This is a genomic window from Chryseobacterium lacus, assembly GCF_003336205.1.
Classification (GTDB): Bacteria; Bacteroidota; Bacteroidia; order Flavobacteriales; family Weeksellaceae; genus Chryseobacterium_A; species Chryseobacterium_A lacus.
On record NZ_QPIE01000001.1, the window covers coordinates 239,659 to 264,019 of the forward strand.

General features: G+C 38.7%; 34 protein-coding genes. 3 read left to right on the forward strand and 31 right to left on the reverse strand.

Annotated features, from left to right (window positions below):
- Nucleotides 1–101: 101 nt before the first annotated feature.
- From infA to DQ356_RS01300, 31 genes are all read right to left on the reverse strand, one after another.
- Nucleotides 102–317: a translation initiation factor IF-1 gene (gene infA, locus DQ356_RS01150; RefSeq protein WP_114302624.1), complete on the reverse strand. Its 216-nt coding sequence runs from the start codon at nt 315–317 to the stop codon at nt 102–104.
- Nucleotides 317–1,699, reverse strand: coding sequence for a preprotein translocase subunit SecY (gene secY / locus DQ356_RS01155; protein ID WP_114302625.1), 1,383 nt, complete (start codon nt 1,697–1,699; stop codon nt 317–319). Before secY ends, infA begins: the two co-directional genes overlap by 1 nt.
- Nucleotides 1,700–1,707: 8 nt before the next feature.
- Entirely contained in the window at nt 1,708–2,157 is a 450-nt protein-coding gene (gene rplO / locus DQ356_RS01160) for a 50S ribosomal protein L15 (RefSeq protein WP_114302626.1), read from the reverse strand.
- Nucleotides 2,158–2,171: 14 nt separating this feature from the next.
- Entirely contained in the window at nt 2,172–2,351 is a 180-nt protein-coding gene (gene rpmD, locus DQ356_RS01165) for a 50S ribosomal protein L30 (RefSeq protein ID WP_114302627.1), read from the reverse strand.
- A gap of 14 nt (nt 2,352–2,365) precedes the next feature.
- On the reverse strand, nt 2,366–2,890 hold the full coding sequence (gene rpsE / locus DQ356_RS01170) for a 30S ribosomal protein S5 (protein WP_114302628.1): 525 nt from the start codon (nt 2,888–2,890) through the stop codon (nt 2,366–2,368).
- Nucleotides 2,891–2,910: 20 nt separating this feature from the next.
- The gene (gene rplR, locus DQ356_RS01175) at nt 2,911–3,258 is read right to left on the reverse strand and encodes a 50S ribosomal protein L18 (protein ID WP_114302629.1); all 348 of its coding nucleotides are present in this window, start codon (nt 3,256–3,258) and stop codon (nt 2,911–2,913) included.
- Nucleotides 3,259–3,272: 14 nt separating this feature from the next.
- Nucleotides 3,273–3,818 (reverse strand): 50S ribosomal protein L6, encoded by a 546-nt coding sequence (gene rplF, locus DQ356_RS01180; protein WP_114302630.1) that lies wholly within the window; start codon nt 3,816–3,818, stop codon nt 3,273–3,275.
- 18 nt (nt 3,819–3,836) lie between these two features.
- The gene (gene rpsH, locus DQ356_RS01185) at nt 3,837–4,235 is read right to left on the reverse strand and encodes a 30S ribosomal protein S8 (RefSeq protein ID WP_114302631.1); all 399 of its coding nucleotides are present in this window, start codon (nt 4,233–4,235) and stop codon (nt 3,837–3,839) included.
- Between the two features lie 137 nt (nt 4,236–4,372).
- Nucleotides 4,373–4,642, reverse strand: coding sequence for a 30S ribosomal protein S14 (gene rpsN, locus DQ356_RS01190; RefSeq protein ID WP_114302632.1), 270 nt, complete (start codon nt 4,640–4,642; stop codon nt 4,373–4,375).
- Between the two features lie 2 nt (nt 4,643–4,644).
- Nucleotides 4,645–5,196 carry a 50S ribosomal protein L5 gene (gene rplE / locus DQ356_RS01195; protein WP_114302633.1) on the reverse strand — a complete coding sequence of 184 codons (552 nt, stop codon included), beginning with the start codon at nt 5,194–5,196 and terminating at the stop codon, nt 4,645–4,647.
- 12 nt (nt 5,197–5,208) lie between these two features.
- Nucleotides 5,209–5,529 (reverse strand): 50S ribosomal protein L24, encoded by a 321-nt coding sequence (rplX, locus tag DQ356_RS01200; protein WP_114302634.1) that lies wholly within the window; start codon nt 5,527–5,529, stop codon nt 5,209–5,211.
- Nucleotides 5,530–5,549: 20 nt separating this feature from the next.
- Nucleotides 5,550–5,918 carry a 50S ribosomal protein L14 gene (gene rplN / locus DQ356_RS01205; RefSeq protein WP_114302635.1) on the reverse strand — a complete coding sequence of 123 codons (369 nt, stop codon included), beginning with the start codon at nt 5,916–5,918 and terminating at the stop codon, nt 5,550–5,552.
- The gene (rpsQ, locus tag DQ356_RS01210; RefSeq protein WP_002661338.1) at nt 5,918–6,172 is read right to left on the reverse strand and encodes a 30S ribosomal protein S17; all 255 of its coding nucleotides are present in this window, start codon (nt 6,170–6,172) and stop codon (nt 5,918–5,920) included. The genes rplN and rpsQ overlap by 1 nt, the downstream gene beginning before the upstream one ends.
- 12 nt (nt 6,173–6,184) lie before the next feature.
- A complete protein-coding gene (rpmC, locus tag DQ356_RS01215; protein WP_114302636.1) occupies nt 6,185–6,373 on the reverse strand; it encodes a 50S ribosomal protein L29 in 189 nt (62 codons plus the stop codon).
- 11 nt (nt 6,374–6,384) lie between these two features.
- A complete protein-coding gene (rplP, locus tag DQ356_RS01220; protein WP_114302637.1) occupies nt 6,385–6,810 on the reverse strand; it encodes a 50S ribosomal protein L16 in 426 nt (141 codons plus the stop codon).
- A gap of 93 nt (nt 6,811–6,903) precedes the next feature.
- Nucleotides 6,904–7,641 (reverse strand): 30S ribosomal protein S3, encoded by a 738-nt coding sequence (gene rpsC, locus DQ356_RS01225; RefSeq protein ID WP_114302638.1) that lies wholly within the window; start codon nt 7,639–7,641, stop codon nt 6,904–6,906.
- A 7-nt stretch (nt 7,642–7,648) separates the two neighbouring features.
- Nucleotides 7,649–8,050, reverse strand: coding sequence for a 50S ribosomal protein L22 (gene rplV / locus DQ356_RS01230; protein ID WP_114302639.1), 402 nt, complete (start codon nt 8,048–8,050; stop codon nt 7,649–7,651).
- Nucleotides 8,051–8,052: 2 nt separating this feature from the next.
- On the reverse strand, nt 8,053–8,331 hold the full coding sequence (gene rpsS, locus DQ356_RS01235; protein ID WP_047442261.1) for a 30S ribosomal protein S19: 279 nt from the start codon (nt 8,329–8,331) through the stop codon (nt 8,053–8,055).
- 2 nt (nt 8,332–8,333) lie between these two features.
- Nucleotides 8,334–9,155: a 50S ribosomal protein L2 gene (gene rplB, locus DQ356_RS01240; protein ID WP_114302640.1), complete on the reverse strand. Its 822-nt coding sequence runs from the start codon at nt 9,153–9,155 to the stop codon at nt 8,334–8,336.
- A 32-nt stretch (nt 9,156–9,187) separates the two neighbouring features.
- Nucleotides 9,188–9,475 (reverse strand): 50S ribosomal protein L23, encoded by a 288-nt coding sequence (gene rplW / locus DQ356_RS01245; protein ID WP_114302641.1) that lies wholly within the window; start codon nt 9,473–9,475, stop codon nt 9,188–9,190.
- A 3-nt stretch (nt 9,476–9,478) separates the two neighbouring features.
- Nucleotides 9,479–10,108, reverse strand: coding sequence for a 50S ribosomal protein L4 (gene rplD, locus DQ356_RS01250; RefSeq protein ID WP_114302642.1), 630 nt, complete (start codon nt 10,106–10,108; stop codon nt 9,479–9,481).
- The gene (gene rplC / locus DQ356_RS01255) at nt 10,099–10,722 is read right to left on the reverse strand and encodes a 50S ribosomal protein L3 (protein ID WP_114302643.1); all 624 of its coding nucleotides are present in this window, start codon (nt 10,720–10,722) and stop codon (nt 10,099–10,101) included. Before rplC ends, rplD begins: the two co-directional genes overlap by 10 nt.
- A 213-nt stretch (nt 10,723–10,935) precedes the next feature.
- Nucleotides 10,936–11,565 (reverse strand): T9SS type A sorting domain-containing protein, encoded by a 630-nt coding sequence (locus DQ356_RS01260; RefSeq protein WP_114302644.1) that lies wholly within the window; start codon nt 11,563–11,565, stop codon nt 10,936–10,938.
- A 438-nt stretch (nt 11,566–12,003) separates the two neighbouring features.
- Nucleotides 12,004–13,200, reverse strand: coding sequence for a PepSY-associated TM helix domain-containing protein (locus DQ356_RS01265; RefSeq protein ID WP_114302645.1), 1,197 nt, complete (start codon nt 13,198–13,200; stop codon nt 12,004–12,006).
- A 77-nt stretch (nt 13,201–13,277) separates the two neighbouring features.
- A complete protein-coding gene (locus DQ356_RS01270) occupies nt 13,278–13,889 on the reverse strand; it encodes a hypothetical protein (protein ID WP_114302646.1) in 612 nt (203 codons plus the stop codon).
- 12 nt (nt 13,890–13,901) lie between these two features.
- On the reverse strand, nt 13,902–16,079 hold the full coding sequence (locus tag DQ356_RS01275) for a TonB-dependent siderophore receptor (protein WP_114302647.1): 2,178 nt from the start codon (nt 16,077–16,079) through the stop codon (nt 13,902–13,904).
- Nucleotides 16,080–16,304: 225 nt separating this feature from the next.
- Nucleotides 16,305–16,610 carry a 30S ribosomal protein S10 gene (rpsJ, locus tag DQ356_RS01280; RefSeq protein WP_002661363.1) on the reverse strand — a complete coding sequence of 102 codons (306 nt, stop codon included), beginning with the start codon at nt 16,608–16,610 and terminating at the stop codon, nt 16,305–16,307.
- A 19-nt stretch (nt 16,611–16,629) separates the two neighbouring features.
- Complete coding sequence (fusA, locus tag DQ356_RS01285) at nt 16,630–18,747, reverse strand: elongation factor G (RefSeq protein ID WP_114302648.1); 2,118 nt, start codon at nt 18,745–18,747, stop codon at nt 16,630–16,632.
- Between the two features lie 6 nt (nt 18,748–18,753).
- Nucleotides 18,754–19,230, reverse strand: coding sequence for a 30S ribosomal protein S7 (rpsG, locus tag DQ356_RS01290; RefSeq protein ID WP_114302649.1), 477 nt, complete (start codon nt 19,228–19,230; stop codon nt 18,754–18,756).
- 25 nt (nt 19,231–19,255) lie between these two features.
- Nucleotides 19,256–19,660 carry a 30S ribosomal protein S12 gene (gene rpsL / locus DQ356_RS01295; protein WP_095072689.1) on the reverse strand — a complete coding sequence of 135 codons (405 nt, stop codon included), beginning with the start codon at nt 19,658–19,660 and terminating at the stop codon, nt 19,256–19,258.
- Between the two features lie 104 nt (nt 19,661–19,764).
- Nucleotides 19,765–21,354 (reverse strand): hypothetical protein, encoded by a 1,590-nt coding sequence (locus DQ356_RS01300; RefSeq protein ID WP_114302650.1) that lies wholly within the window; start codon nt 21,352–21,354, stop codon nt 19,765–19,767.
- A 119-nt stretch (nt 21,355–21,473) separates the two neighbouring features.
- On the opposite strand from DQ356_RS01300, the gene DQ356_RS01305 reads away from it, so the two are divergent.
- The 3 genes from DQ356_RS01305 (at nt 21,474) to DQ356_RS01315 (ending at nt 24,348) form a co-directional block, all read left to right on the forward strand.
- Entirely contained in the window at nt 21,474–21,950 is a 477-nt protein-coding gene (locus DQ356_RS01305; RefSeq protein ID WP_114302651.1) for a Dps family protein, read from the forward strand.
- 129 nt (nt 21,951–22,079) lie between these two features.
- Entirely contained in the window at nt 22,080–23,591 is a 1,512-nt protein-coding gene (rmuC, locus tag DQ356_RS01310; protein WP_114302652.1) for a DNA recombination protein RmuC, read from the forward strand.
- Complete coding sequence (locus tag DQ356_RS01315; protein ID WP_228420587.1) at nt 23,563–24,348, forward strand: TrmH family RNA methyltransferase; 786 nt, start codon at nt 23,563–23,565, stop codon at nt 24,346–24,348. The genes rmuC and DQ356_RS01315 overlap by 29 nt, the downstream gene beginning before the upstream one ends.
- Nucleotides 24,349–24,361 lie beyond the last annotated feature (13 nt).

Sequence of the window (24,361 nt, forward strand, 5' to 3'; positions counted from 1 at the left end):
AAATGGAATCTCGCGATTTCATTTGATTGTGCTTTATGCTTAAGGCAATTGGCTTTTGGCTAATTGCCCTTGTTATAAAAAGTTACAAACGCCAGACACGGTTAGTATCTGAACGTGATTCTTCCCTTTGATAAATCATAGGGAGACATTTCAAGTTTAACTTTATCACCAGGGAGAAGCTTGATGTAATGCATTCTCATTTTACCAGAAATATGGGCAATAAGGACATGCCCATTTTCCAATTCTACACGAAACATGGCGTTGGAAAGTGATTCCACGATTACGCCATCCTGTTCAATATGTTTTTGTTTTGCCATTAACTTTGATTCGTTGTTCTGGACAGTTTAGACTGCATGAGACCGTCGTAATGATGATTCAACAGATAAGTGTTGATTTGCTGAACGGTATCTAATGTTACCCCCACCATAATCAACAACGAAGTTCCCCCGAAAAATAGGGCAAAATTCTGAGTTTCAACCAACCATCCATACACTAGTGCCGGAAGGACTGCAAAAATAGCTAAAAATATTGAACCGGGCAAAGTGATTTTTGATAAAATATCATCCAGATAATCAGCGGTTTCTTTACCGGGTCTGATTTTAGGAATCAATCCTCCATTTCTCTTCAGGTCATCCGCCATCTGATTTACAGGAATGGTAATGGCCGTATAGAAGAAGGTAAATATAATAATCAATAATCCAAATAATACATTGTACTGCCAGCTGAATACATTTTGGAATCCTGCAAAAAAAGTATTGCTGTCATCCACCTTGGTGAGAAGGCCTGGTACAAACATTAAAGCCTGTGCAAAGATGATTGGCATTACACCCGCTGCATTCACCTTTAGTGGAATCCACTGTCTGGCTCCCTGCATCAGATTTTTATTCACACCACCTCTTGCCTGCGCACGGCTTACATATTGAATCGGTATTTTTCTGACTGCGACAGAGAGAATAATAGCCAACAAGACTACAAACATCCAGAACAGAATTTCAATAAGAATCATGATAGCTCCTGCACCTCCAGCACCCGTTTGCGTTACATATTCCTGTACAAAAGCCTGTGGAAGTCCTGCCAAAATCCCCACCATAATGAGGATAGAGATCCCGTTTCCGATACCTTTGTCAGTAATTTTTTCACCCAGCCACATTGCGAATACAGAACCTGCTACCAAAATCACGATGCTGGGTAACCAGAACATGATTGAGTTGGGTTCTACATAATAAGCCTGTGAAAACTGTGCATACGGAAGGAACATGGTGGTAATGGAAGTAAGATAACTGGGTGCCTGTACAAGACAAACGGCAATGGTAAGCCACCTTGTAATCTGGTTCAGTGTATTTCTTCCGGATTCCCCGTCCTTCTGCAATTTCTGCAAATAAGGAATAGCCATCCCCATTAGCTGTACGATAATGGAAGCTGAAATGTAGGGCATAATTCCTAAAGCCATAATGGATGCATTAGCAAATGCACCTCCTGTAAAAGAGGAAAGCAAACCAAGAAGCCCAGCTCCTTGGTTGTTTCCACCTTGATTTTTGTAGTTCTCTAATAAATCTCCCACTTCCGAAAGGTTGATCGCAGGTAGGGAAATAAATGTTGCGAATCTATACACCAGGATCATCCCTAAGGTAAAGAGGATTTTTTCTCTAAGTTCCTTAAGACTCCAAATGTTTTTGAGTGTTTGTATAAATCCTTTCATTTCAATAATTATAGAGTGATTGCTTTACCTCCTGCTTTAGAAATAAGTTCTTCAGCAGATTTGGTGAATTTATCTGCAGAGATGGAAACACTTGATTTCAATTCTCCTCTGCCCATAATTTTCACAAGGTCATTTTTAGTTACCAAACCATTTTCCATCAATACTTCTTTTGTAATATCGCCTTTGATATCTTTAGTATCGATTAAATTTTGGATGGTATCCAGATTAATCCCTCTAAATTCTTTTCTATTCACATTATTAAAACCGAACTTTGGAAGTCTTCTTTGCAATGGCATTTGTCCTCCTTCAAAACCGATTTTCTGAGAATAACCGCTTCTGGATTTCTGGCCTTTGTGCCCTTTGGTTGAAGTACCTCCTTTTCCGCTTCCCTGTCCTCTTCCAATTCTTTTGGAATTGTGCGTAGAACCTGTTGCCGGCTGCATACTGTTTAACTTCATTTTGTTTAATTTAATTAGTTTTCCTGAACTTCTACTAAGTGTCTTACTGCTGCTACCATTCCTAAGATGGAAGGCGTAGTTTCGTGCTCTACTACCTGGTGTAGTTTTTTCAAACCTAAAGCTTCGAGAGTTCTCTTTTGCGCTTGAGTTCTACCAATAGCACTTCTTACCTGTTTTACTTTAATTGTTGCCATTTGTCTTAAAACTTTTAGTGTTTGAATACTTTATCTAATGATACACCTCTCATTCTTGCAATTTCTTCAGGAGTTCTAATATCCAATAACGCTTTGAAAGTAGCTTTCACCATGTTATGTGGGTTAGAAGATCCTTTGGATTTTGTAAGAATGTCTTTGATTCCTGCCGATTCTACTACAATACGCACAGTATTACCTGCGATTACCCCGGTACCGTGAGACGCTGGTCTCATGAATATATCTGCCCCGCCAAATCTTGCGGCGCTTTCGTGATAGATGGTTCCGTGCTTAGTAATAGGAATTTTAACTAAATTTTTCTTTGCATCTTCTACCGCTTTGGATATGGCGGTTGCAACTTCTTTAGATTTTCCCAGTCCGTAACCGATAACTCCTGCTTCGTCTCCTACAACTACTATTGCAGAAAATCCGAATGCACGGCCACCTTTAGTTACTTTTGTTACTCTGTTTACAGCTACGAGACGATCTTTAAGTTCTAATCCTCCCGGTTTTACTTTTTCGATATTATCTAGTCCTAACATTGTTATCCGAAATTTTATGATTAGAATTTTAGTCCGCCTTCTCTCGCCCCTTCAGCAAGAGCTTTCACTCTGCCGTGATATACGAAACCGTTTCTGTCGAACACTATATTTTCAATTCCTGCAGCCTTGGCTTTTTCAGCGATAGCTTTACCCACTTCTGCAGAGATTTCTACTTTGCTACCTGTTGCGTTAAGCGCTCTGGAAGAGGCTGAAGCAAGGGTTTTACCTTCTTTGTCGTCGATCAACTGAGCGTAAATTTCCTTATTACTTTTGTATACAGATAATCTTGGCAGTTCAGCAGAGCCAGAAATTTTTCCTCTAACTCTTCTTTTGATCCTGATTCTTTTTTGTACTTTATTTAGTGCCATTTTCTTAAAATTTATTAAGCAGATTTACCAGCTTTTCTTCTCACGATTTCTCCTACGAATCTCACCCCTTTTCCTTTGTATGGTTCAGGTTTTCTGAATGATCTGATTTTTGCAGACACCATTCCCAGAAGTTGTTTGTCGTGCGAAGACAAAGTAATAATTGGACTTTTACCTTTTTCAGTCAATGTATCTACTTTCACTTCGCTAGGAAGTTCCAGAACGATACCATGGGAGAATCCTAGGGCCAACTCCAGTTTTTGTCCGGAATGTGATGCTCTGTAACCTACCCCTACCAATTCTAGTTTCTTTTCGAAACCTTCGGATACACCCACAATCATGTTGTTGACTAGTGATCTGTATAATCCGTGTAGTGCTTTATGTTGCTTAGACTCAGATGGGCGGCTAAAAGTAAGTTCGCCATCGTTTTGTTCTAAAGTAATTCCGGCAGTCATTTCCTGTGAGAGTTCTCCTTTCGGGCCCTTCACGGTTACGATACCGTCTTTTTCGGTAACAGTAACTCCTGCAGGAATCGTTATAATTGCTTTACCAATTCTTGACATTTTCCTTATTTTAAAAAATTAATAAACATAGCAGATTACTTCACCGCCCACATTTTCATTTTTCGCCTGCTTCCCTGTCATCACGCCTTTGGATGTAGAGATAACAGCGATACCTAAACCGTTCAGAACTCTTGGAAGCTCTGTAGAACCTGCATAATATCTCAATCCCGGCCTGGAGGCTCTCTGGATGGACTTAATAGCTGGTTTCCCGGTTAGTTTGTCATACTTCAAAGCGATTTTTATATTCCCCTGAACAGCGTTGTCCTCAAACTTGTAGTTTGTGATATAACCCTGATCAAACAAAATTTTAGTAATCTCCTTTTTGATTTTCGATGCAGGAATGTCCACCACCTTGTGGCCTGCGCTTTGTGCGTTCCTTACTCTGGTTAGGAAATCTGAAATTGGATCTGTTACCATTTTTCTTTTTTGTTGTTATTGGTTAATGATCATCAGTTTTGAAAAGAACCAAGATCCAAGAACAAGACTTATCTTTCCTCTTTATTCTTTTTTCTTTTATCTGTAATCAACTTGATGATCTCGATTGTTCTAAATTGTTACCAACTTGCTTTTTTCACTCCCGGGATCAGGCCTGCATTGGCCATTTCTCTGAAAGTTACTCTGGAAAGACCGAATGTTCTCATGTAACCTCTTGGTCTTCCTGTTAGTTTACATCTGTTATGTAGCCTAACTGGTGAAGCGTTTTTTGGTAGTTTTTGTAATGCTTCGTAATCTCCGGCTTCTTTCAAAGCTTTTCTTTTCTCAGCATACTTAGCAACCATTGCTTCTCTTTTGCGCTCGCGCGCTTTCATTGATTCTTTAGCCATTCTTAGTTCTTTTTAAATGGTAAACCGTAATGTGTTAATAATGCTTTTGCTTCCTTATCAGTTTTAGCTGATGTTACAAAAGTAATGTCCATTCCCTGGATTTTTTTCACTTTATCGATCACGATTTCAGGGAAAATAATCTGCTCAGTAATACCGAGGTTATAGTTTCCTCTTCCGTCGAAACCGTCTGCTTTAATTCCTGAGAAATCTCTGATTCTTGGAAGTGCCGAGGAAGTCAATCTGTCTAAGAACTCGTACATTCTGTCGGCTCTTAGGGTAACTCTTGCACCTACAGGCATTCCTTTTCTGAGTTTGAAAGCAGCTTCGTCTTTCTTGGAAATAGTTCCTACTGCTTTTTGTCCGGTGATGGCTGTCAATTCTTCCACTGCATAATCTACGATTTTTTTATCGGCAGTAGCAGCTCCCAAACCTTGAGATACAACGATTTTTTCCAATCTGGGAACCTGCATTACAGATTTGTACCCAAATTCTTCCATCATTGCAGGAACAATTTTCTCTTTATATATTTTTTTAGGTCTTGCTATAAATTCCATTGTCATTTACAATTATAAAGTTTCACCGGTTGTTTTGGCAACTCTTACTTTTTTATCACCTTCTATTTTGGTTCCTGTTTTGGTTGCTTTTCCGTTTTTATCCATTAAAGCCACGTTAGAAACATGGATAGAAGCTTCTTTTTCTACAATTCCACCCTGAGGGTTAGATGCAGATGGTTTTACGTGTCTTTTCACGATGTTTACACCTGCTACAATTACTCTGGGGTCTTTTCCTTCTTTTCTGATGACTTCCAGAACTTCTCCTTTGCTACCTTTATTTTTTCCGGTGGTAACGATTACGTTATCGCCTCTTTTAATTTTAACTTTTGTCATTGTCTTAAAATTTTAAAAAATTAAAGTACTTCGGGAGCTAATGAAATCACTTTCATATATTCCTTGTCTCTCAGTTCACGTGCAACAGGGCCGAAAACACGGGTTCCTCTCATTTCTCCGGCAGCATTCAGAAGAACGCAAGCGTTATCGTCGAACTTGATGTAAGATCCATCTTTTCTGCGGATTGCTTTTTTTGTTCTTATTACTACGGCTTTAGAAACTTGCCCTTTCTTAGCATTTCCTTGCGGTGTAGAATCCTTGATCGTCACTACGATTTTATCACCAACGGAAGCATATCTTCTTCTGGTACCTCCCAGAACTCTGATTACCAAAACTTCTTTTGCTCCGGTATTATCAGCTACTTTTAATCTTGATTCTGTTTGTAACATTACTTAGCTTTTTCAATGATTCTTACTAATCTCCATCTTTTATTTTTGCTTAAAGGCCTTGTTTCCTGAATCAGGACCGTATCGCCTTCGTTGCACTCGTTGTTCTCGTCGTGTGCGGTATATTTTTTCGTCTTCAATACGAATTTACCGTACATCGGGTGTTTCATTCTCATCGTTTCGCTTACAACAATAGTTTTTTCCATTTTGTTGCTGGAAACCACTCCGATTCTTTCTTTTCTTAAATTTCTTTCCATTGTAAAAATGAATTATTGTTGTTTTGCGCTTAGTTCTGTTTCCAATCTTGCGATGGTTCTTCTCAAATCTCTGATTTGGATTGGGTTTTCTACAGGACTGATTCTGTGCGCTAATTTTGTTTTGAGGTATTCCGCTTTCAGTTCAGTAAGTTTGTTCTGTAAGTCACCTGCGTTCAATTTCTTGATATCAGCATTTTTCATAATTCAAAGATTTATTGAGGTTTTACAAAATCGTTAGCGACGATAAACTTAGTGACTACGGGTAATTTCTGTGCAGCAAGGCGGAGTGCTTCTTTGGCAACGTCATGAGGAACGCCTCCTACTTCGAACATAATTTTACCAGGCTTCACTACAGATACCCAATATTCCACGGCACCTTTACCTTTACCCATCCTTACTTCGGCTGGTTTTTTGGTAATCGGCTTATCCGGGAAAATTTTAATCCACAGTTGCCCTTCTCTTTTCATATATCTCGTAGCGGCAATACGCGCAGCTTCGATTTGTCTTGCGGTGATCCACGCTCCGTCAATGGCTTTAATTCCGAAAGTTCCATACGCGAGTTGTGCTCCTCTCTGCGCATTTCCCTTCATCTTCATCTTATGAACTTTACGGAATTTGGTTCTTCTTGGTTGTAACATTTTCTTAAATTTAGATGCTAGATTTCAGATTTTAGATTTCAGATTTTAAAAAAGTAACGGTAATTTAAAACTTAAAATTTACTATCTAAGATTTTAGTTGTTATTATTTCTTCTTGGTCTTCTATCGCCTCTGTCATCTCTTCTTTCTCTTCCTCCTCCATGTGATTTCTTCTGCTGCTGTCCTACTAGGGGTGTAAGTTCTCTTTTTCCGTACACTTCACCTTTCATGATCCAAACTTTCACACCAAGTTTTCCATATTGTGTCTGGGCTTCACCGATATGATAATCGATATCTGCTCTGAAGGTAGATAATGGAATTCTTCCTTCTTTGAAAGATTCGCTTCTTGCCATTTCAGCTCCATTCAATCGTCCTGAAATCATTACTTTGATGCCTTCTGCACCCATTCTCATCGTGGAAGCAATGGCCATTTTCACAGCTCTTCTATAGGAAATTCTATTTTCGATCTGTCTTGCAATGCTGTCTGCCACTAATACGGCATCCAGTTCAGGCCTTTTGATTTCGAAGATATTGATCTGAACATCCTTACCTGTAAGTTTTTTCAGCTCTTCTTTCAGTTTATCAACTTCCTGCCCGCCTTTCCCGATGATGAGTCCTGGTCTTGCTGTAGTGATGGTTACGGTTACTAGTTTCAGTGTTCTTTCAATATAAATTCTTGAAACTCCACCTTTAGATAATCTTGCCTCAAGGTATCTTCTGATCTTGTAGTCTTCTGCGATTCTGTCTCCATAATCGTTACCACCATACCAGTTAGAATCCCATCCTCTGATGATACCTAATCTGTTACCAATTGGATTTGTCTTCTGTCCCATACCTTGATTATTTATTATCTTTAGTTCCTAAGATTAAAGTGATGTGGTTGGATCTTTTTCTGATTCTGTAACCTCTTCCTTGCGGTGCCGGTCTCAGTCTCTTCAATTGTCTTGCACTATCAACCATAATTTCTTTTACGATTAAGTTGGCTTCTTCGATATCCGCACCTTCATTCTTCAATTGCCAGTTAGCCATCGCAGAAAGAAGTACTTTCTCTAATTTATTAGAAGCATCCTTTTTAGAATATTTAAGGATATACAATGCTTTATCTACTTCTACTCCTCTAATGATATCTGCTACTAATCTCATTTTTCTTGGCGAAGAAGGGCAGTCATTATGTAACGCTTTGGCTACATCCTGCTTTGCTAGTTTACGTGCTAATGCACTTTCTCTTTTTCTTGATCCCATGATTATCTGCTTCCTTTATTTTTGTTACCACCGTGACCTCTGAAAGATCTTGTCGGAGAAAATTCGCCTAATTTGTGTCCTACCATATTTTCAGTAACATAAACCGGGATAAAGGATTTCCCGTTGTGTACTGCGATGGTTTGCCCTACGAAGTCCGGAGAGATCATGGATGCTCTGGACCAAGTTTTAATTACTGTCTTTTTATTAGACTCTATATTTGCCTGAACCTTCTTATCTAAAGTATGATGAATGAAAGGTCCTTTTTTAAGTGATCTTGCCATAATTATTTTCTTTTAGATACGATGTAACGGTTCGATGCTTTATTTTTCTTTCTTGTTTTATATCCTTTGGCGGGTTTTCCGTTTCTGGATCTTGGGTGTCCTCCTGAAGAGCGCCCTTCACCACCACCCATTGGGTGATCGACAGGGTTCATAGCTACTGGCCTTGTTCTTGGTCTTCTTCCCAGCCATCTGCTTCTACCCGCTTTTCCGGATACCGTAAGCTGATGGTCTGAATTGGATACAGAACCTATCATAGCGATACATTCTGTAAGAATCATTCTGGATTCTCCTGAAGGCAGTCTTACAATGGCGTATTTACCATCTCTGGAAGTTAACTGAGCGGAAGATCCTGCGCTTCTTGCCATAATGGCACCTTGCCCAGGTCTCAATTCGATACATGAGATCACTGTTCCCAAAGGAACATTTTTCAATTTCATGGCGTTTCCAACGTTAGGCTCGGCGGATTCAGAAGAAATTACTTTCTGGTCTACTTTGATTCCATTAGGAGCGATGATGTATCTTTTTTCTCCGTCCGCATACTCAAGAAGTGCGATAAATGCCGTTCTGTTCGGATCGTATTCTACAGATTTTACGGTAGCTTCAACGTCAAACTTGTTTCTCTTGAAGTCGATAATTCTGTATTTCTTTTTGTGTCCACCTCCGGTGTAACGCATGGTCATTTTACCAGTTTGGTTACGTCCACCTGACTTACTAATACCAACGGTTAGAGATTTCTCTGGTTTGTTGGTAGTAATTTCCTCAAAGTTGTTTACAACTCTGAATCTCTGTCCCGGGGTGATAGGTTTTAATTTTCTAACAGACATTACTATTGTTTATATTATTTACTAAATTCTGATTATACTGAAAACACGTCGAGTACTTCTCCTTCTGCAAGGGTAATAACGGCTTTTTTCAGTTTGTTAGTTTTTCCCACCTGAAGTCCTTTTTTAGTATACTTCGAAGAAACCTTAGGAGCATAAATCATGGTTCTGACGTCTGCTACTTTTACACCGTAAGCTTCTTCTACCGCAGTTTTGATCTGGATTTTATTCGCCTTTGGGTTTACCAAGAAAGAATAAGCACTTCTGAGCTCAGTTAGGTAGTTTGCTTTTTCTGAAATTACTGGCTTAATAATAACTGACATGATTTATTTCTTTAAAATTTCTGTGAATTTTTCGATAGCATCTTCAATGAATACGATTTCACCAGCATGTACCAAATCATAAGAGCTGATCTCATTATAAGTCAACACTTTTGTTTTAGGTAAATTTCTGGAGGACAGGTATACATTTTTATTCGCTTCAGATAAAACATACAATGATTTTTTACCTTCGAAACCTAATGCATTATTCAGGTTGATAAATTCTTTCGTTTTCGGCGCATCAAAAGAGAATGATTCCAAAACTTTGATCGAATTATCTTTCATTTTCTGAGAAAGCACAGATTTTTTAGCCAATCTTTTAAGCGCTTTGTTCAGTTTGAATCTGTAATCTCTTGGTTTCGGGCCGAACACTCTACCTCCACCTTTGAATACTGGCGACTTAATATCCCCGTATCTTGCAGATCCTGAACCTTTTTGCTTCTTAAGTTTCTTTGTAGAACCAACAATTTCGTTTCTTTCTTTCGATTTATGAGTTCCCTGTCTTTGTGCAGCCAGATACTGTTTCACTTCTAAGTAAACCGCGTGCTGGTTTGGCTCGATTCCGAATACGGATTCATCAAGCGTTACTTTTCTCCCGGTTTCTTTTCCAGATATATTATATACTACTAGTTCCATCTTCTGATAATTACATAAGAATTTTTAGCTCCCGGAACAGCCCCTTTTACTACTAAAAGATTTTGTTCTTCATCTACTTTTAAAACTTCAAGGTTCTGAACAGTAACTTGCTTACCACCCATTCTTCCTGCCATTCTCATCCCTTTGAATACTCTTGAAGGGTCGGAACCTGCACCAATGGAGCCCGGAGCTCTCAGTCTGTTGTGCTGTCCGTGAGTTGCCTGCATTACTCCACCGAAGTTGTGTCTTTTCACTACTCCCTGGAATCCTTTACCTTTTGAAGTTCCTGTTACATCCACATATTCTCCTTCCGAGAACAGATTTACTTTCACTTCATCTCCTACTTTCAAATGATCGAACCCGTGGTGGAATTCTACCAATTTAGCTTTAGGAGCAGAACCAGCCTTTTTGAAATGGCCGGCTAACGCTTTACCAACGTTCTTTTCACTCTTGTCATCGAAACCCAACTGAAAGCCTACATAGCCGTCGTTTTCTACGGTTCTGACCTGTAAAACCGAGCATGGCCCTGCTTGAATAACGGTGCAGGGAATATTTTTCCCATTCTCGTCAAACAAAGAGGTCATACCGATTTTTTTTCCAATAATACCTGACATTATTTACTTTATAAATGTTGTTTCACTTTATTTCTTTCACGGTTTCGAAGCGATTTCTATATCTACATTAGGCACACTTCTCCCCTAAAAAGAGTGTGCAAATTTATGAATATTTTTTGAACTGACAAACAGCGACTTAAAAAAAATTAGGAATTCATAAAAAAACTTCAGCGATGTACTGAAGTTTTAAAAATAATGCAGAAATAAAAGCCTTTATTTCACGATCATTTTAAAGGTTTTTATTTTACCATTTGATTCTGCTGAAACTTCCAAAAAATAGTTGCCTTTCGTTAACTGATGCTCCAGATTAAAAATCTGTCGACTGTCTTTGGTTAATTTTTGCTGAAAAACCACCCTTCCGGAAGCGTCGTATATTTTTAGATAGCATTGCAGTTTCTGAAGCACACTTCCCGCCAAATGAAAATTCCTGCTATTGGGATTATTGTACAACACCAGATCTTTTGAGAGATCTGCTTCACTGGTATTCATGGTTTTTAAATTAAACTTAGCGACATATCCAAAAGGCTGATTTAACGACGGATTTGTCATAGTACTATAATAACCATTGCTTGTAGCAATATCTGTACTAGAATTGGTTGTTCCCCATAAATAGAGAGAACCGTCATTGTCTAAATAAGGATTTATTTCACTAGTTGTGGTGCTTATACCTCCATAATAAGAACAGAACTCTCTTTCACCATTTGTATTAAAACCTGCAAAAAACATATTGGAAAAAGAAGAAAGAGTATTATACGGAGTTGTTAAGAAAGCTCCTTCTGTTGAAATATTGTCCGTTCCGTACTGATTTCCTGTTATCACAATATGTTGTCCGTAATTTCCCATTCCCTTTCATAAGGGAAATTTTGCGCAGTGAAATACTGGGCAACTACTAAAAAAACGCCGATTCTTAACAGAGCTTTCATTCTAATAGATATTAATAAAGGTATATACTGTAGTTCCACTGGTAATTGTAAACCATTCAGCTTCGGAGTAACTTCCTAATTCATAAGTTACTGAGCTTCCCGTGCAATTTGTATTTACTCCCATTTTAAATTCCTCATAAAAATTGTGACTCGAATTTAATAAGGAAAATAAAATTTTTCATATTTTATAATATGTAAAGTGAATCGTAAAGCTAATGCTAAAATAAACAATGTGCAAACAAAACAATATATTTTTAGGTTAAGTTTGCATTATGCGCTAAGCTTTTGAGAACTTATTACCAGTAAATAAAAAAACTTCAAATGAATGAAGTTTTAAATTTAATTTCAAATCAATCTTCTATTTCGCCTTTCGGAATTTATTGAACCAGAAAATGAAACCTGTCACCGGAAGTGAAAAACCGATAAAGCAGACAATGAAATACAGAATGATGCTTTTCAAGCCTAATATTTCGCCCGTGTGCAGGGGTTTTACTAAAGTGGTAAACTGCTGATGCAAAGGTTTCTCCCAAAACAAATCCTTAGATTTTACCACTCCGGTTTTGTCCAGCGTAATCTGATCCGGAAGCATTGCGCCCAGCCAGTTGTTGGTATTAATCTTAGAAATCACAAACCTCGGATTGTCTTTATTGGGAAATTCTATGGTGGTTACGGCCTCATAAGGAAGAACCTGATCTGCATTCTGAAGAATGGTTTCCAGAGAAGCGGAAGGTTCTTCTTTCAGTTCAGCTTTCTCATTTTGCCGGTTCAGCATATCACTGAAAATAGCATCAAAAGCAGAATTGCTTTCCTGATTTTCCTGAGAAACTCCTGAAATAGAATCTCCGCCCAGAGAAACGATGAGTCCATTTTTCATCCAGGGATAGGTAACATACAAACCCGTCACTGCCATAAAAAAAAGCAAAATAAAGGCGTAAAAACCCATGGTATTGTGCAGATCATAATTGATGCGCTGAAATTTCCCTGAGAACTTCACCGTGAAAGCCTGTTTCCAATATTTCCACTTTTTGGGAATCCACAGCACCAAACCCGAAAGCAGCAAGACACAGAACATCAGTATTGCCACCCCGTTGATCTGCCTTCCCACTTCACCCATCATCAGATTCCGGTGAATATCGAGAACCACTTCAAAAAACTGATTCAAATTCGTGTCGCCCATCCCCAGTTCTTTTCCTGTATATGGATCATAGTACGTTGCCACATCCGAATTATCTTTCTGATAAGTGACTACATAACTTCGTTTCGGATCATTGGAAATGGTTAATCCTGTGAGATTTTTTCCTTCTCTTTCAAGATTTATCTGAATTTCGGCGGGGGTTTTCTTAGGCGTTTCTGTTGCTTTTACAAAAACTTTCTCTTTGTTCAGCAAATCGGTGAACTGATTTTTAAAAGCATACAAACACCCGGACAAGCATACTACCACGATGATTAGTCCGGAAAGCAGCCCGAACCAAAGATGCAGAACTCCCATGATATATTTAAACAGGGATTCCTTTTTTCTTCTTTTTCGCAGGAGTGTTTTTCTGAAACGGGACATTTTTTAAAAATAGCTATAAAATGGAAGCATTAAAACAAACGGGTTGTCTTAATGCTTCACAAAATTGAAATCAATATTTATTCTCTTCCTTTGAACTGCTGATCTTTCACCAATTCCAGAAACTTTTCATACTGCTCCGGATAAAGCGATGTTTTCATGGCTTCTTTCCTCTGCACATCAAACTTATTCCAGTATTCCCGGGCAAGATCTGTATTTCCGTGGTAAATATCATGAGCATCGTTGAAGGCTTTTTCGAAAGCATCATTGGAAGCATTCAGCATGGTAAATTGTTCGTTGGTCAGCTGTGCTTCTGTTCTTATTTTTTCCAAAAGTTCGTTGGTATATCTTGGTCTTTTTCTGGAGTTTTTCTCCACAAATTCATTGAATTTAACCAACTGGTCTGCTTTCAGAACACTACCCATTTCCAAGGATTGCTGCGCTCGAAGCTCTTCGTTTTTAATTCCTAAAGCAACGCGATCCATCTGTCCGCCCTGTGCTTTGGCTGCTTCATAATTCTGCTCCTGTTGTTTTTTGTATTTGGCCGTAATTTCGTCAAAGTTTTTTTCCTGTTCGGGAGTCAGCGTGACTTCTTTCTTGAATTCTGCGAAATCAATTCCCCTTTTTTTCTTTCCTGAACATGACATGATTGCCAATGCCACGATGACCATTAAAATTGCTTTGATATTCATTGTATAATGTTTTTAAAATTTATAATTAATTTGTGCTGCAAAATTTCTCGGTTGAATCTGATCAATATATCCGCCACGGAAATACGAATTATAGCCTACGGAATCGAAAATATTATTCAGGAAAACCCGCACTCCTAAACCATTGCTGAAAGTATATCCTGCCTGCGCATCTACGGTGGTATATTCCTGCATCATGAACGGTTGCACTCCCGGCTTTACTGCCAACTCGTGTCCGTTATTAAAGGTTTTTTTTGTAAAATCATCCACAGGCCTTTCACCAACGTAATACACTCCTGCTCCAAGATCAAAACCATTCAGGATTCCTTCACTAAATTTATAGTTGATCCAGGCATTTGCAGTATTTTTCGGTGTGTTCAACGGTGCTGAACCTTCCACAAAAGCAGGGCTGTCGTGGTATTGCGCATCAATATAAGCCCAACCTGCCATCACCTGAAGATTGGGAAGAATTCTTCCGATCAACTCCACTTCAGCTCCTCTCCTTCTCAGCTCACCCGCTAAACCGAAAAAGCCCGTTGCATTTCCCTGACTGTTCAAAACGGAATAAGAAAGATTGTCCGCCAGAATATCAAAGAGTGTAATATTAAATCTCAACTTTTGATCGAACCAATCGGATTTCACCCCCGTTTCCCATTGTGTGGAAGTAGAAGGGCCTACAGTTCCGCCATCCATCAACGGATTATTAGCAGATCGTAATGCTGTGGTAGTGGTATAAGATCCAAAAACGTTTACATTTTCCACCGGAGAAATCATCAGCCCCAAAGAAGGATTCCATGCTTCGCTTTTACCTTCCGAATTTCCATTAAGATGACTGTACCGAATTCCCAGATGTGCTTTTACATATTTGTTGAAAGTAATTACATCCTGAGCCATGAGCCCAAAAGTAGGAGCAAGCGTATTTACAAAAGGATTAGTTACGGCCAAATCAAAATGGATTCGGTCAATATGAGAAGGAACGACATTGCTAATATCCTGCAACACATTTATATCATCTACATATTTTGCTTGATACGAAACAGTAGAAACTTCAGTTTGTTTCCAATCGAAACCGAGTTGGAAAGTGTGTTTTAAAAATCCGGTTTGCACTTCCTGTCCGATAAAATCAAACTGTAAAACTTGATTTTTGTCTTCCCGATCAGATTTCGCCAATGTTCGTGCTCTTTCGGCATAACCTGTTGCTGCACTTCCTGCTCCAATAGAAGCTCCGATAAGCGTATTCTCATAACTTGAATTGATATACGCCGCCCGGATTTTAAATTTATCATTCAATCTTCTTACCGCAGTAGTAGAAAAATTATAGGTGGTAATTTCCGCGTTATCAGTAGCAAATCCGAGGAATTTGCCTTTCGGCATTTCATATAAGGCATTGGTATCTCCCGCGGCTAGATTCACGGTTCCTCTGTCGGGAGTGGTATTATTCTTCATATAATCCATTTCTACGACGATATCTGTATGCTGATCCGGACGGAAAGCAACAGAAGGGTTTACATAAATTCTGTCGGTAGAAACGTGCTTACGAAACGAATTATTGTTTTGATAAGCTGCGTTCAGACGTACTGCGAACTGCTTATTCTTATCCAAAACTTTTTGAAAGTCAAGAGTCGGACGATAAAAATCCCAGCTTCCGTAGCGGAAACCTACGGTGGTTTGATTAATAAACCGGGGTGTTTTAGTAACAATATTGATAACGCCGCCAGGAGAGCCCAATCCATCGCCGATTCCCTGCGTAACCGCTGCTGAACCTTTAATTACCTGAATACTTTCCACGCCCTGCATATCGGTCATCATGGAACCGGTTCTGAAATCGGAATCCATCATCACGCCGTTTTTGAGAACAGGAACGCCGCGATATCCACGGATTGACATGCTTTCCTTTACGCCGCCATAGCTGCCAAACTGCGTAACTCCGGGGATATTTTTCGCAACATCGGTTACCGTAAGTCCGCCAAGATCCTCGATCACTTTGTGGGAAACTATCGAAATACTCTGGATCTGATCTCTCGTTTTCAGTGGCAGTCTGGTAATGACTTCCAGACCTTCCGGCTGTTTGTTCTTTTCACCAAAGAGTTCTACTTCTTCTATCTGTTGAATTTTTGGGGAGTTGTGGGAAACCTGAGCGTCTACAAAACATGCGCCCAGAATAATAAAGGAAATGGATACCGTTCTTCTCATCGTTTATTTAATTAACGACAGCAAATTTACTATTTTTAATTATTCTAAATAGTCATTGTGTATGATTTAAATCATATTTTTTTCGGAAAAGTATGTAAGGCCCGATAAATATGGAAACAAAAACAAAAAATCCGCCCCCTTTTCGGGAACGGATTTCATTATCATAGCAAATGTAAGCTTTTGGCTAAAAGCAATTAGCGATAGGCTAAAAGCAAGCCGCCAAAATCACACTTTAATTTCTACGTCAACTCCGGAAGGGAGTTCAAGTTTCATCAGCGCATCCACAGTTTTGGAAGAAGAAGAATAGATGTCCATCAGCCTTTTGTGAGCTGAAAGTTGGAACTGTTCTCTTGCTTTCTTATTAACGTGAGGAGATCTCAACACCGTGAAGATTCTCTTGTTGGTAGGCAAAGGGATGGGCCCGTTTACTACTGCACCTGTAGCTTTTACTGTTTTTACGATTTTCTCTGCAGATTTATCCACCAAGTTGTAATCGTAAGACTTCAATTTTATTCTGATTCTTTGTGACATTTTAATCTAATTTTTAAAATTAACCTCTTGCTTTAGCGATTACCTCTTCAGCAACACTCTGCGGAGCAGGTTCGTATTTTTCAAATTCCATAGAAGAAGTTGCTCTTCCGGAAGACAGTGTTCTAAGAGAAGTTACATAACCGAACATTTCAGATAGCGGAACAAATGCCTTAATGACTTTTGCATTGTTTCTATCATCCATTCCGTTTACGGTACCTCTTCTTCTGTTCAGGTCGCCTACGATGTCTCCCATATATTCTTCAGGAGTTACCACTTCCAGTTTCATAATAGGTTCCATGATAACAGCCTTGGCTGCTTTTCCTGATTCTCTGAATCCCATTTTGGCAGCAAGTTCGAAGGAAAGCTGATCGGAGTCTACCGCATGGAAAGATCCGTCTTTCAGAACAATCTTCATTGAGTCCACTTCAAATCCTGCTAAAGGACCGTTTTTCATAGATTCTTTGAATCCTTTTTCTACAGAAGGAATAAATTCTTTTGGAATATTACCACCTTTGATTTCATTTACAAAAGTAAGGCCTGGTTTGTCATCATCTGCGGGACCGATAGTAAATACAATATCTGCAAATTTACCTCTACCACCGGATTGTTTTTTGTAAACTTCTCTGTGGTTAGCCGTTTGTGTAAGAGCTTCTTTGTATTCCACCTGAGGTTGTCCCTGGTTTACTTCTACTTTGAACTCTCTTCTCATACGGTCAACAATAATGTCGAGGTGAAGCTCACCCATACCGGAGATAATGGTTTGTCCGGAAGCTTCGTCGGTTTTTACCTGGAAAGTAGGATCTTCTTCAGCTAACTTTGCCAAAGCGTTACCCATTTTATCCTGGTCTGCCTTAGTTTTAGGTTCTACAGCAATACCAATTACCGGATCCGGGAAAATCATTGATTCAAGAACAATCGGATTTTTCTCGTCACACAGGGTATCTCCGGTTTTAATATCCTTGAATCCTACCGCTGCACCAATATCTCCAGCCTCTATATATTCAATAGGTTCCTGCTTATTTGCATGCATTTGGAAGATACGGGAAATTCTTTCACGGTTGTTCGATCTAGTATTCAAAACATAAGAACCTGCATCTAAACGCCCAGAGTAAGCTCTGAAGAAAGCTAGACGTCCCACGAATGGATCGGTTGCAATCTTAAATGCTAATGCTGCAAACGGTTCAGAAACTGAAGGTTTTCTTGAGATTGGCTCGTCAGTTTTAGGATCTGTTCCATCAATCGCTTCTTTATCTACTGGAGATGGAAGGTATCTACAAACAGCATCCAACATAAACTGAACTCCTTTATTTTTAAAAGAAGAACCACAAGTCATTGGAATGATACTCATATCCAAAGTTGCTGCTCTTAAAGCTGTATGAATTTCTTCTTCTGTAATGGAATTTTCATCCTCCATATATTTCTCTAGAAGGTTTTCATCATAGGCTGCGATTTCTTCAATTAATTGTCCTCTATACTGTTTTACTTCGTCAGCCATTTCTGCTGGTATATCAACAATATCGAATGTGGATCCATAATTATCATCATGCCAAACAATGGCGCGGTTTTTTACCAGATCCACCACTCCTTTGAAGTCGGCTTCCTCGCCAATCGGCAATACGATAGGAACTGCATTGGAACCCAACATTTCTTTTACCTGCTTACAAACATTCAGGAAATCTGCTCCCTGTCTGTCCATTTTGTTTACAAATCCCATTCTTGGAACTTTGTAATTATCCGCAAGTCTCCAGTTGGTTTCAGATTGAGGTTCAACACCATCTACTGCCGAGAAAAGGAATACAAGACCGTCAAGAACTCTTAAAGATCTGTTTACCTCTACAGTAAAGTCAACGTGACCCGGTGTATCGATAATATTAAAATGATAATCCTTCGCGTCCGGAAGAGGTTTTCCTTGTTCTGTAGGGAACTTCCAATCTACAGTTACTGCTGCAGAAGTAATGGTAATTCCTCTTTCAGCTTCCTGCTCCATCCAGTCTGTTGTAGCACCACCTTCATGAGTTTCCCCCATTTTGTGGTTTTTACCGGAATAAAATAAAATTCTTTCTGTTGTGGTAGTTTTACCGGCATCAATGTGTGCCGCAATACCAATATTTCTTGTAAGCTTAAGATCTCTTGCCATTTCAGATTAGAATTTAAAGTGCGAGAATGCTTTGTTAGCTTCTGCCATTTTATGAGTATCCGATTTTTTCTTGTAAGCAGCTCCTTCTTCTCTTGAAGCAGCGATAATTTCAGAAGCTAATTTCAAAGCCATGGACTTATCATTTCTTGCTTTTGAATATTTGATGAGCCATTTCATTGCCATAGAGATTTTTCTATCAGCACGAATAGGCATTGGGATCTGGAAGTTAGCACCACCGATTCTGCGTGAACGTACTTCTACGTGTGGCATTACGTTGGTAAGGGCATCTTTCCAGATTTCTAAGGAAGTTTTTTCGGTTTCTCCTTTCTTAGATTCTACAATATCCAATGCATCGTAGAAAATTTTGAATGCGATAGATTTTTTACCATCTAGCATCAGGTTATTTACAAATCTTGTTACCAGTTGATCATTAAACTTTGGATCCGGTAACAACGGTCTTTTTTTCGCTTTCGTTTTTCTCATTGTCTTGTTCCTTTACATTTAATGATTACTTTTTCTTACCTGTTGGTGCAGCTTGTCCTGGCTTAGGCCTTTTGGCTCCGTACTTGGATCTTCTCTGCGTTCTTCCATTTACACCAGCGGTGTCTAAGGCTCCTCTTACAATATGATAACGTACTCCCGGTAGGTCTTTCACCCTTCCTCCACGTACCAATACTATCGAGTGCTCCTGAAGATTGTGTCCTTCGCCCGGGATGTAGGCATTGACTTCTTTACCGTTAGAAAGCCTAACTCTTGCAACTTTTCTAAGTGCAGAATTTGGTTTCTTCGGCGTGGTAGTATATACTCTCGTACACACACCTCGTCTTTGTGGACAGGATTCAAGGGCAGCCGATTTGCTCTTCTTGGCAAGCGTGGCTCTTCCTTTTCTAACTAATTGTTGAATAGTAGGCATTTAATTGCTTTTTATTTTAGGGTGCAAAAGTAAGAAATATTTTCAAACTGACAAACGAACAATACTAATTATTTCTAAATAGCTCAGGGGTTTATGTCCAAATATTAGTTCTTTATCAGGAAATTTTGATTGACTTCCGGCGACAGGTTAAACTTTCGAAGGCTTTTCTGTAGCTTTCCCACTTCATTTTTATTCAAAGCGTAGAAGACAACTGTATCCCGGGCTGCACTCCGATTTTGGGAAATCGTCCATGTAGCAACAGGAATCCAGTTCTCCGGAACTCCGTCAGGAAACCAATCGGGATAAACCACGGCAATTTTATATCCACTATTCCTGATATGATTTTTCAAAAAATGATGCATCGCTTCCTCTTTTTTCTTCTTAGGAACGTTTTTTAACTCCACAACTTTTGAGGCAATTTCTGTAGATCCAAGTCCCACAATATCTAAAAGCTGCACATTTCCATAATACGCAATGGCTCCAATATCATTCGCTACAATTTTTTCTCCTTGGTAATACTTATTTAAAAAACGTGACATTTCCACCTGCTGTTCTAGGATGTTTTTAGGGGCGAACTGCAGTGTTCTATGAAAATAATAAAACCGGTAAGCCGAAATTAAAATCATTCCGAAGAAACTACAAAAGAGGATCACATTTCTGAAATTGCTGAAAAGCTGCCTTTTTTGTAACTGAGAAGTTACAGGAACCACTAAAAGCAATAAGGAGATCATCAAATAACTTTCGTATCTGTATTCTATCATTGCAAAACACGCCTGAAAAAGGGCTGTAAGAAAAATTACAATTTCAGGGGTTCGAAGGGTAATCGTTTTTTTAAGCGAGAAAGGAGGTTTAAAAATTAAAAAACCAACAATGATCAAGGGGAAAAATAAATATTTGTAAAAACTAAAATTCAGGAAAATTCCCTTCTTCAAAATCATCCACAAACTGGCAATTAAACCGCCTTCGGCAGGATAACTCCCTTTCACCATCACTGAATTGGGGAAAAATAATCCGCCATTCTCAACAGCCACCCATCCAAATAATAAAATGGGTAGAAAACCGGCCGCTACCACCGCAAAACCTTGACTCCATTTTCTTCTCAAAACCAAAACAAAAGCCAATGTAACGGTGAAAAACATACTCTCAAACCTTACCATCCCCAAAAGGAAAACCAGCAACAAAAGGTTACCAAAATATCGTCCGGAAAATTCACGCTCCTCGTTTTTCCGTATCCCATACAGCGCACATACCGTGAGAAACATATGGATAACGTGTTCCATTCCAAATATCACCATAGCATACAACAGCGTGAAAGGCAGAAACAGAAAAAGAACCCATTTCATTTCTCGAGTTCCATAAAATTCTTTGAAATAACGCCAAATCATATAGACGGTAGCGTAACCAAAAAGTAAATTAATGAGCATCGGGTAATAATCCCAGTTACCAAAAACCTTAAAACAAAAAGCCAATAAAAGTGTATAAAGAATGGATGATGAAGAACTGTCAAATCCGGTGGTGTTGACCGACCAAACGCCGTATTCAGCAAAATTCTTTGAAATAGCCAGATGGATATACGCATCATCTATAGGATATACATATCCGTGGCCTTCCGGGAGTTGAGACCAACCTAATACATAATAAAACGCAACTGTTATAGTAAAAGCGAGGAAAAAGAATAATAAATATTTCTTCATAAAGTTCACAAATATAAATGCTTTTCTAAAACTAATGGATATAATCCTTAATGGAACCGCTCCTCTGACAATTTGGCAAGAGGTACAGATTTTGCATTAAATGGTTCAAATCAAATCTTATGAAAAACACCGCTATTATTGGACTGAAAGAGTCCAAAACAAAAGAAATTGCAGAAAAACTGAATGTACTGTTAGCAAATTATTCCTTGTTTTACCAAAATACCAGAGGCGTACATTGGAACATTAAAGGAGACCAATTTTTTACGCTTCACCCGAAATTTGAAGAATTATATAACGATTTAGTTCTTAAAATTGATGAAATTGCAGAACGCATTCTGACCCTTGGAGCAACCCCGAATCACAATTATTCCGATTATCTGACGGTTTCCTCAATTCCCGAAAGCAAAGAAGTAAGTGATGCCACAAAAGCTGTAGAGAATATTTTAGCTTCATTTAAAATCGTGATCGATCTTCAACGGGAACTTCTTGATATATCCGAGGAAATCGGCGACGAAGGAACCAACTCTCAAATGAGTGACTACATTACCCAACAGGAAAAAGAAGTCTGGATGTACAATTCTTATCTAGGGAAATAATTCCCTATCCCATATCGCTCTCTATCAAGGGCGATTTTTTTTGCTTAAAAATCAGGTTTTCATTATCTGAATACTCTCATATTTAAAATTCCTTTCTTCAAAATAGAATCTTCTTTGTATTTTTGAAACATGGAAATCACCTCATTACTCATCGGCCTTCTTCTTGGCATTATAGCCGGAACTGCGATTGTGTACTTCGCCTTAAAATCGGGAAATGTTCCCCGGAAAAAATATGACGAGGTTCATCAAAATTTTATTCGAAGCGAAGCGGATTTGCAAAACTTTCAGCTTAAAAAAGATGAATTGGAAAAAATGATTCTACAGGAAAAGGAACGAAACAACCAGCAATCCGAAATACTGAAGGAAGTGCAACACAATCTAGCCCGCATCAATGCTGTGAATGAAAATCAGAATGAGCAAATCATACGGCAGACCGAAATAAATAAGAAACAAGCAAGCGAAATCGAAAATTTGCTGAATGAGAAACTGCGCCTCAGCGAACTGAAATCAGAGCTTTCTGCACAAAATGAAAATCTGAAAAAGCTTCTGGAAAATCAGAAAGATGAAATTATAAAACTTCAGGAAGCTGCAAAAAACGAATTTAAAAATATTGCCAACGAACTCTTCGAGGAAAAATCCAAAAAATTCACTGATGCAAATAAGGAAAATCTGGATACCCTTCTGAAACCGTTGGGAGAAAACCTCGAAAGTTTCAAAAAACGCGTCAATGAAGTTTATGAAAATGAAACGCGCGAAAGGTTTTCTCTCAATACTACCATCAAACTCATGATGGAACAAACCAACAAAATAAGTATGGAAGCCAATAATCTGGCGACCGCATTAAAAGGTCAGACGAAAACTCAGGGCGACTGGGGAGAGATGATATTGGAAAGAATTCTGGAAGATTCCGGGCTTTCCAAAGATCGGGAATATTTTGCCCAAATGAATATTAAAACCGAAAACGGAGAAAATCAGAGGCCGGATTTTGTTCTGAAACTTCCGGGAAATCAAATGGTAGTTATTGATTCTAAAGTTTCATTAAACGCTTATGAGCGAATGATAAGTGCGGAAAATGAAGAAACTCGTCAGCAGAATCTCGCATTACACATCGCTGCCGTAAAAAAACATATTGACGCACTTGCCCTGAAACGTTACGATAATTTAAAAGAATCTTTGGACTTCACCATTATGTTTATCCCGATAGAGCCTGCATTTCTCACAGCAGTACAAAATGATTCACAACTTTGGAATTATGCTTACCAGAAACACGTTATCATGCTGAGTCCGACCAATCTTATTGCTTACTTGAAATTGATTTCCGATGTGTGGAAAAGAGCAGATCAAAATAAAAATGCAGAAGAAATCGCAAGACAAGCCGGAGCATTGTACGATAAATTTGATGGTTTTGTTGCAGATCTTCTGAAAATCGGGAAGAAAATGGACGATGCCAAAGGCGATTATGAAAACGCGATGAAAAAACTTTCTTCAGGCCGGGGAAATCTTGTAGGAAGTGCGCAAAGACTCAAACAACTGGGTGCTTCTACAAAAAAATATCTTCCAGAAGCTCTGCTTGAGCGTGCTGGCGAAGATTTCCATACTGAATTTCCGGATCATGATGAAAATGAGAAAAACGATGATTGAAAGCCTTCAGAATGAAAAAATAAAATACCTGAACCGCCTCATTACAGACAACAGATTCAGAAAAAAAAATGGTGTTTTTGTAGTGGAAGGAAAGCAGGAAAACTCGCGGGCTTTGCAGTTTGGTTTTGAACCTTTGGAATTCTTTATTGCTGAAACCATTTATGATGGAGAAGAAATTTCAGGTAAAATTCATTCTATATCAGAGAAAATTTACGAAAAGATCGCTTATCGCGGAACTTCTGAAGGGATTATAGGTATTTATAAAATAAAAGAGAAAACTTTAAAAGATTTTATTTCAGACGAAACTTCTTCTATAATTATACTGGAAAGTGTAGAAAAACCAGGCAATTTAGGAGCAATTATGCGGAGTTGCGAAGCATTCGGAATTGATGCAATAATAGTAACCGATGCGAAAGTGGATTTCTATAATCCCAACGTGATCCGATCAAGTGTCGGTTGCATTTTCGGAATGAATTTCATCCAGACCAGCAATGAAGAACTTTATAGTTATCTTAAAGAAAACGATTACCAAATCTTCACTACAATGATGGATTCACATTCGCAACCGATATATCAAAGGAATTTTAATTCTAAATCTGCCGTTTTGTTTGGTACGGAGCATTCGGGTCTTTCAGAATTTTGGGTTGGGAAAGGCGAAAACATGTTAATTCCGATGTCCGGAACTATTGATTCTTTAAACCTCAGTAACGCCGTTGCGATTACCTGTTATGAAATCATGAAACAAAAAACCAAATAGTTTAGTTTACGTT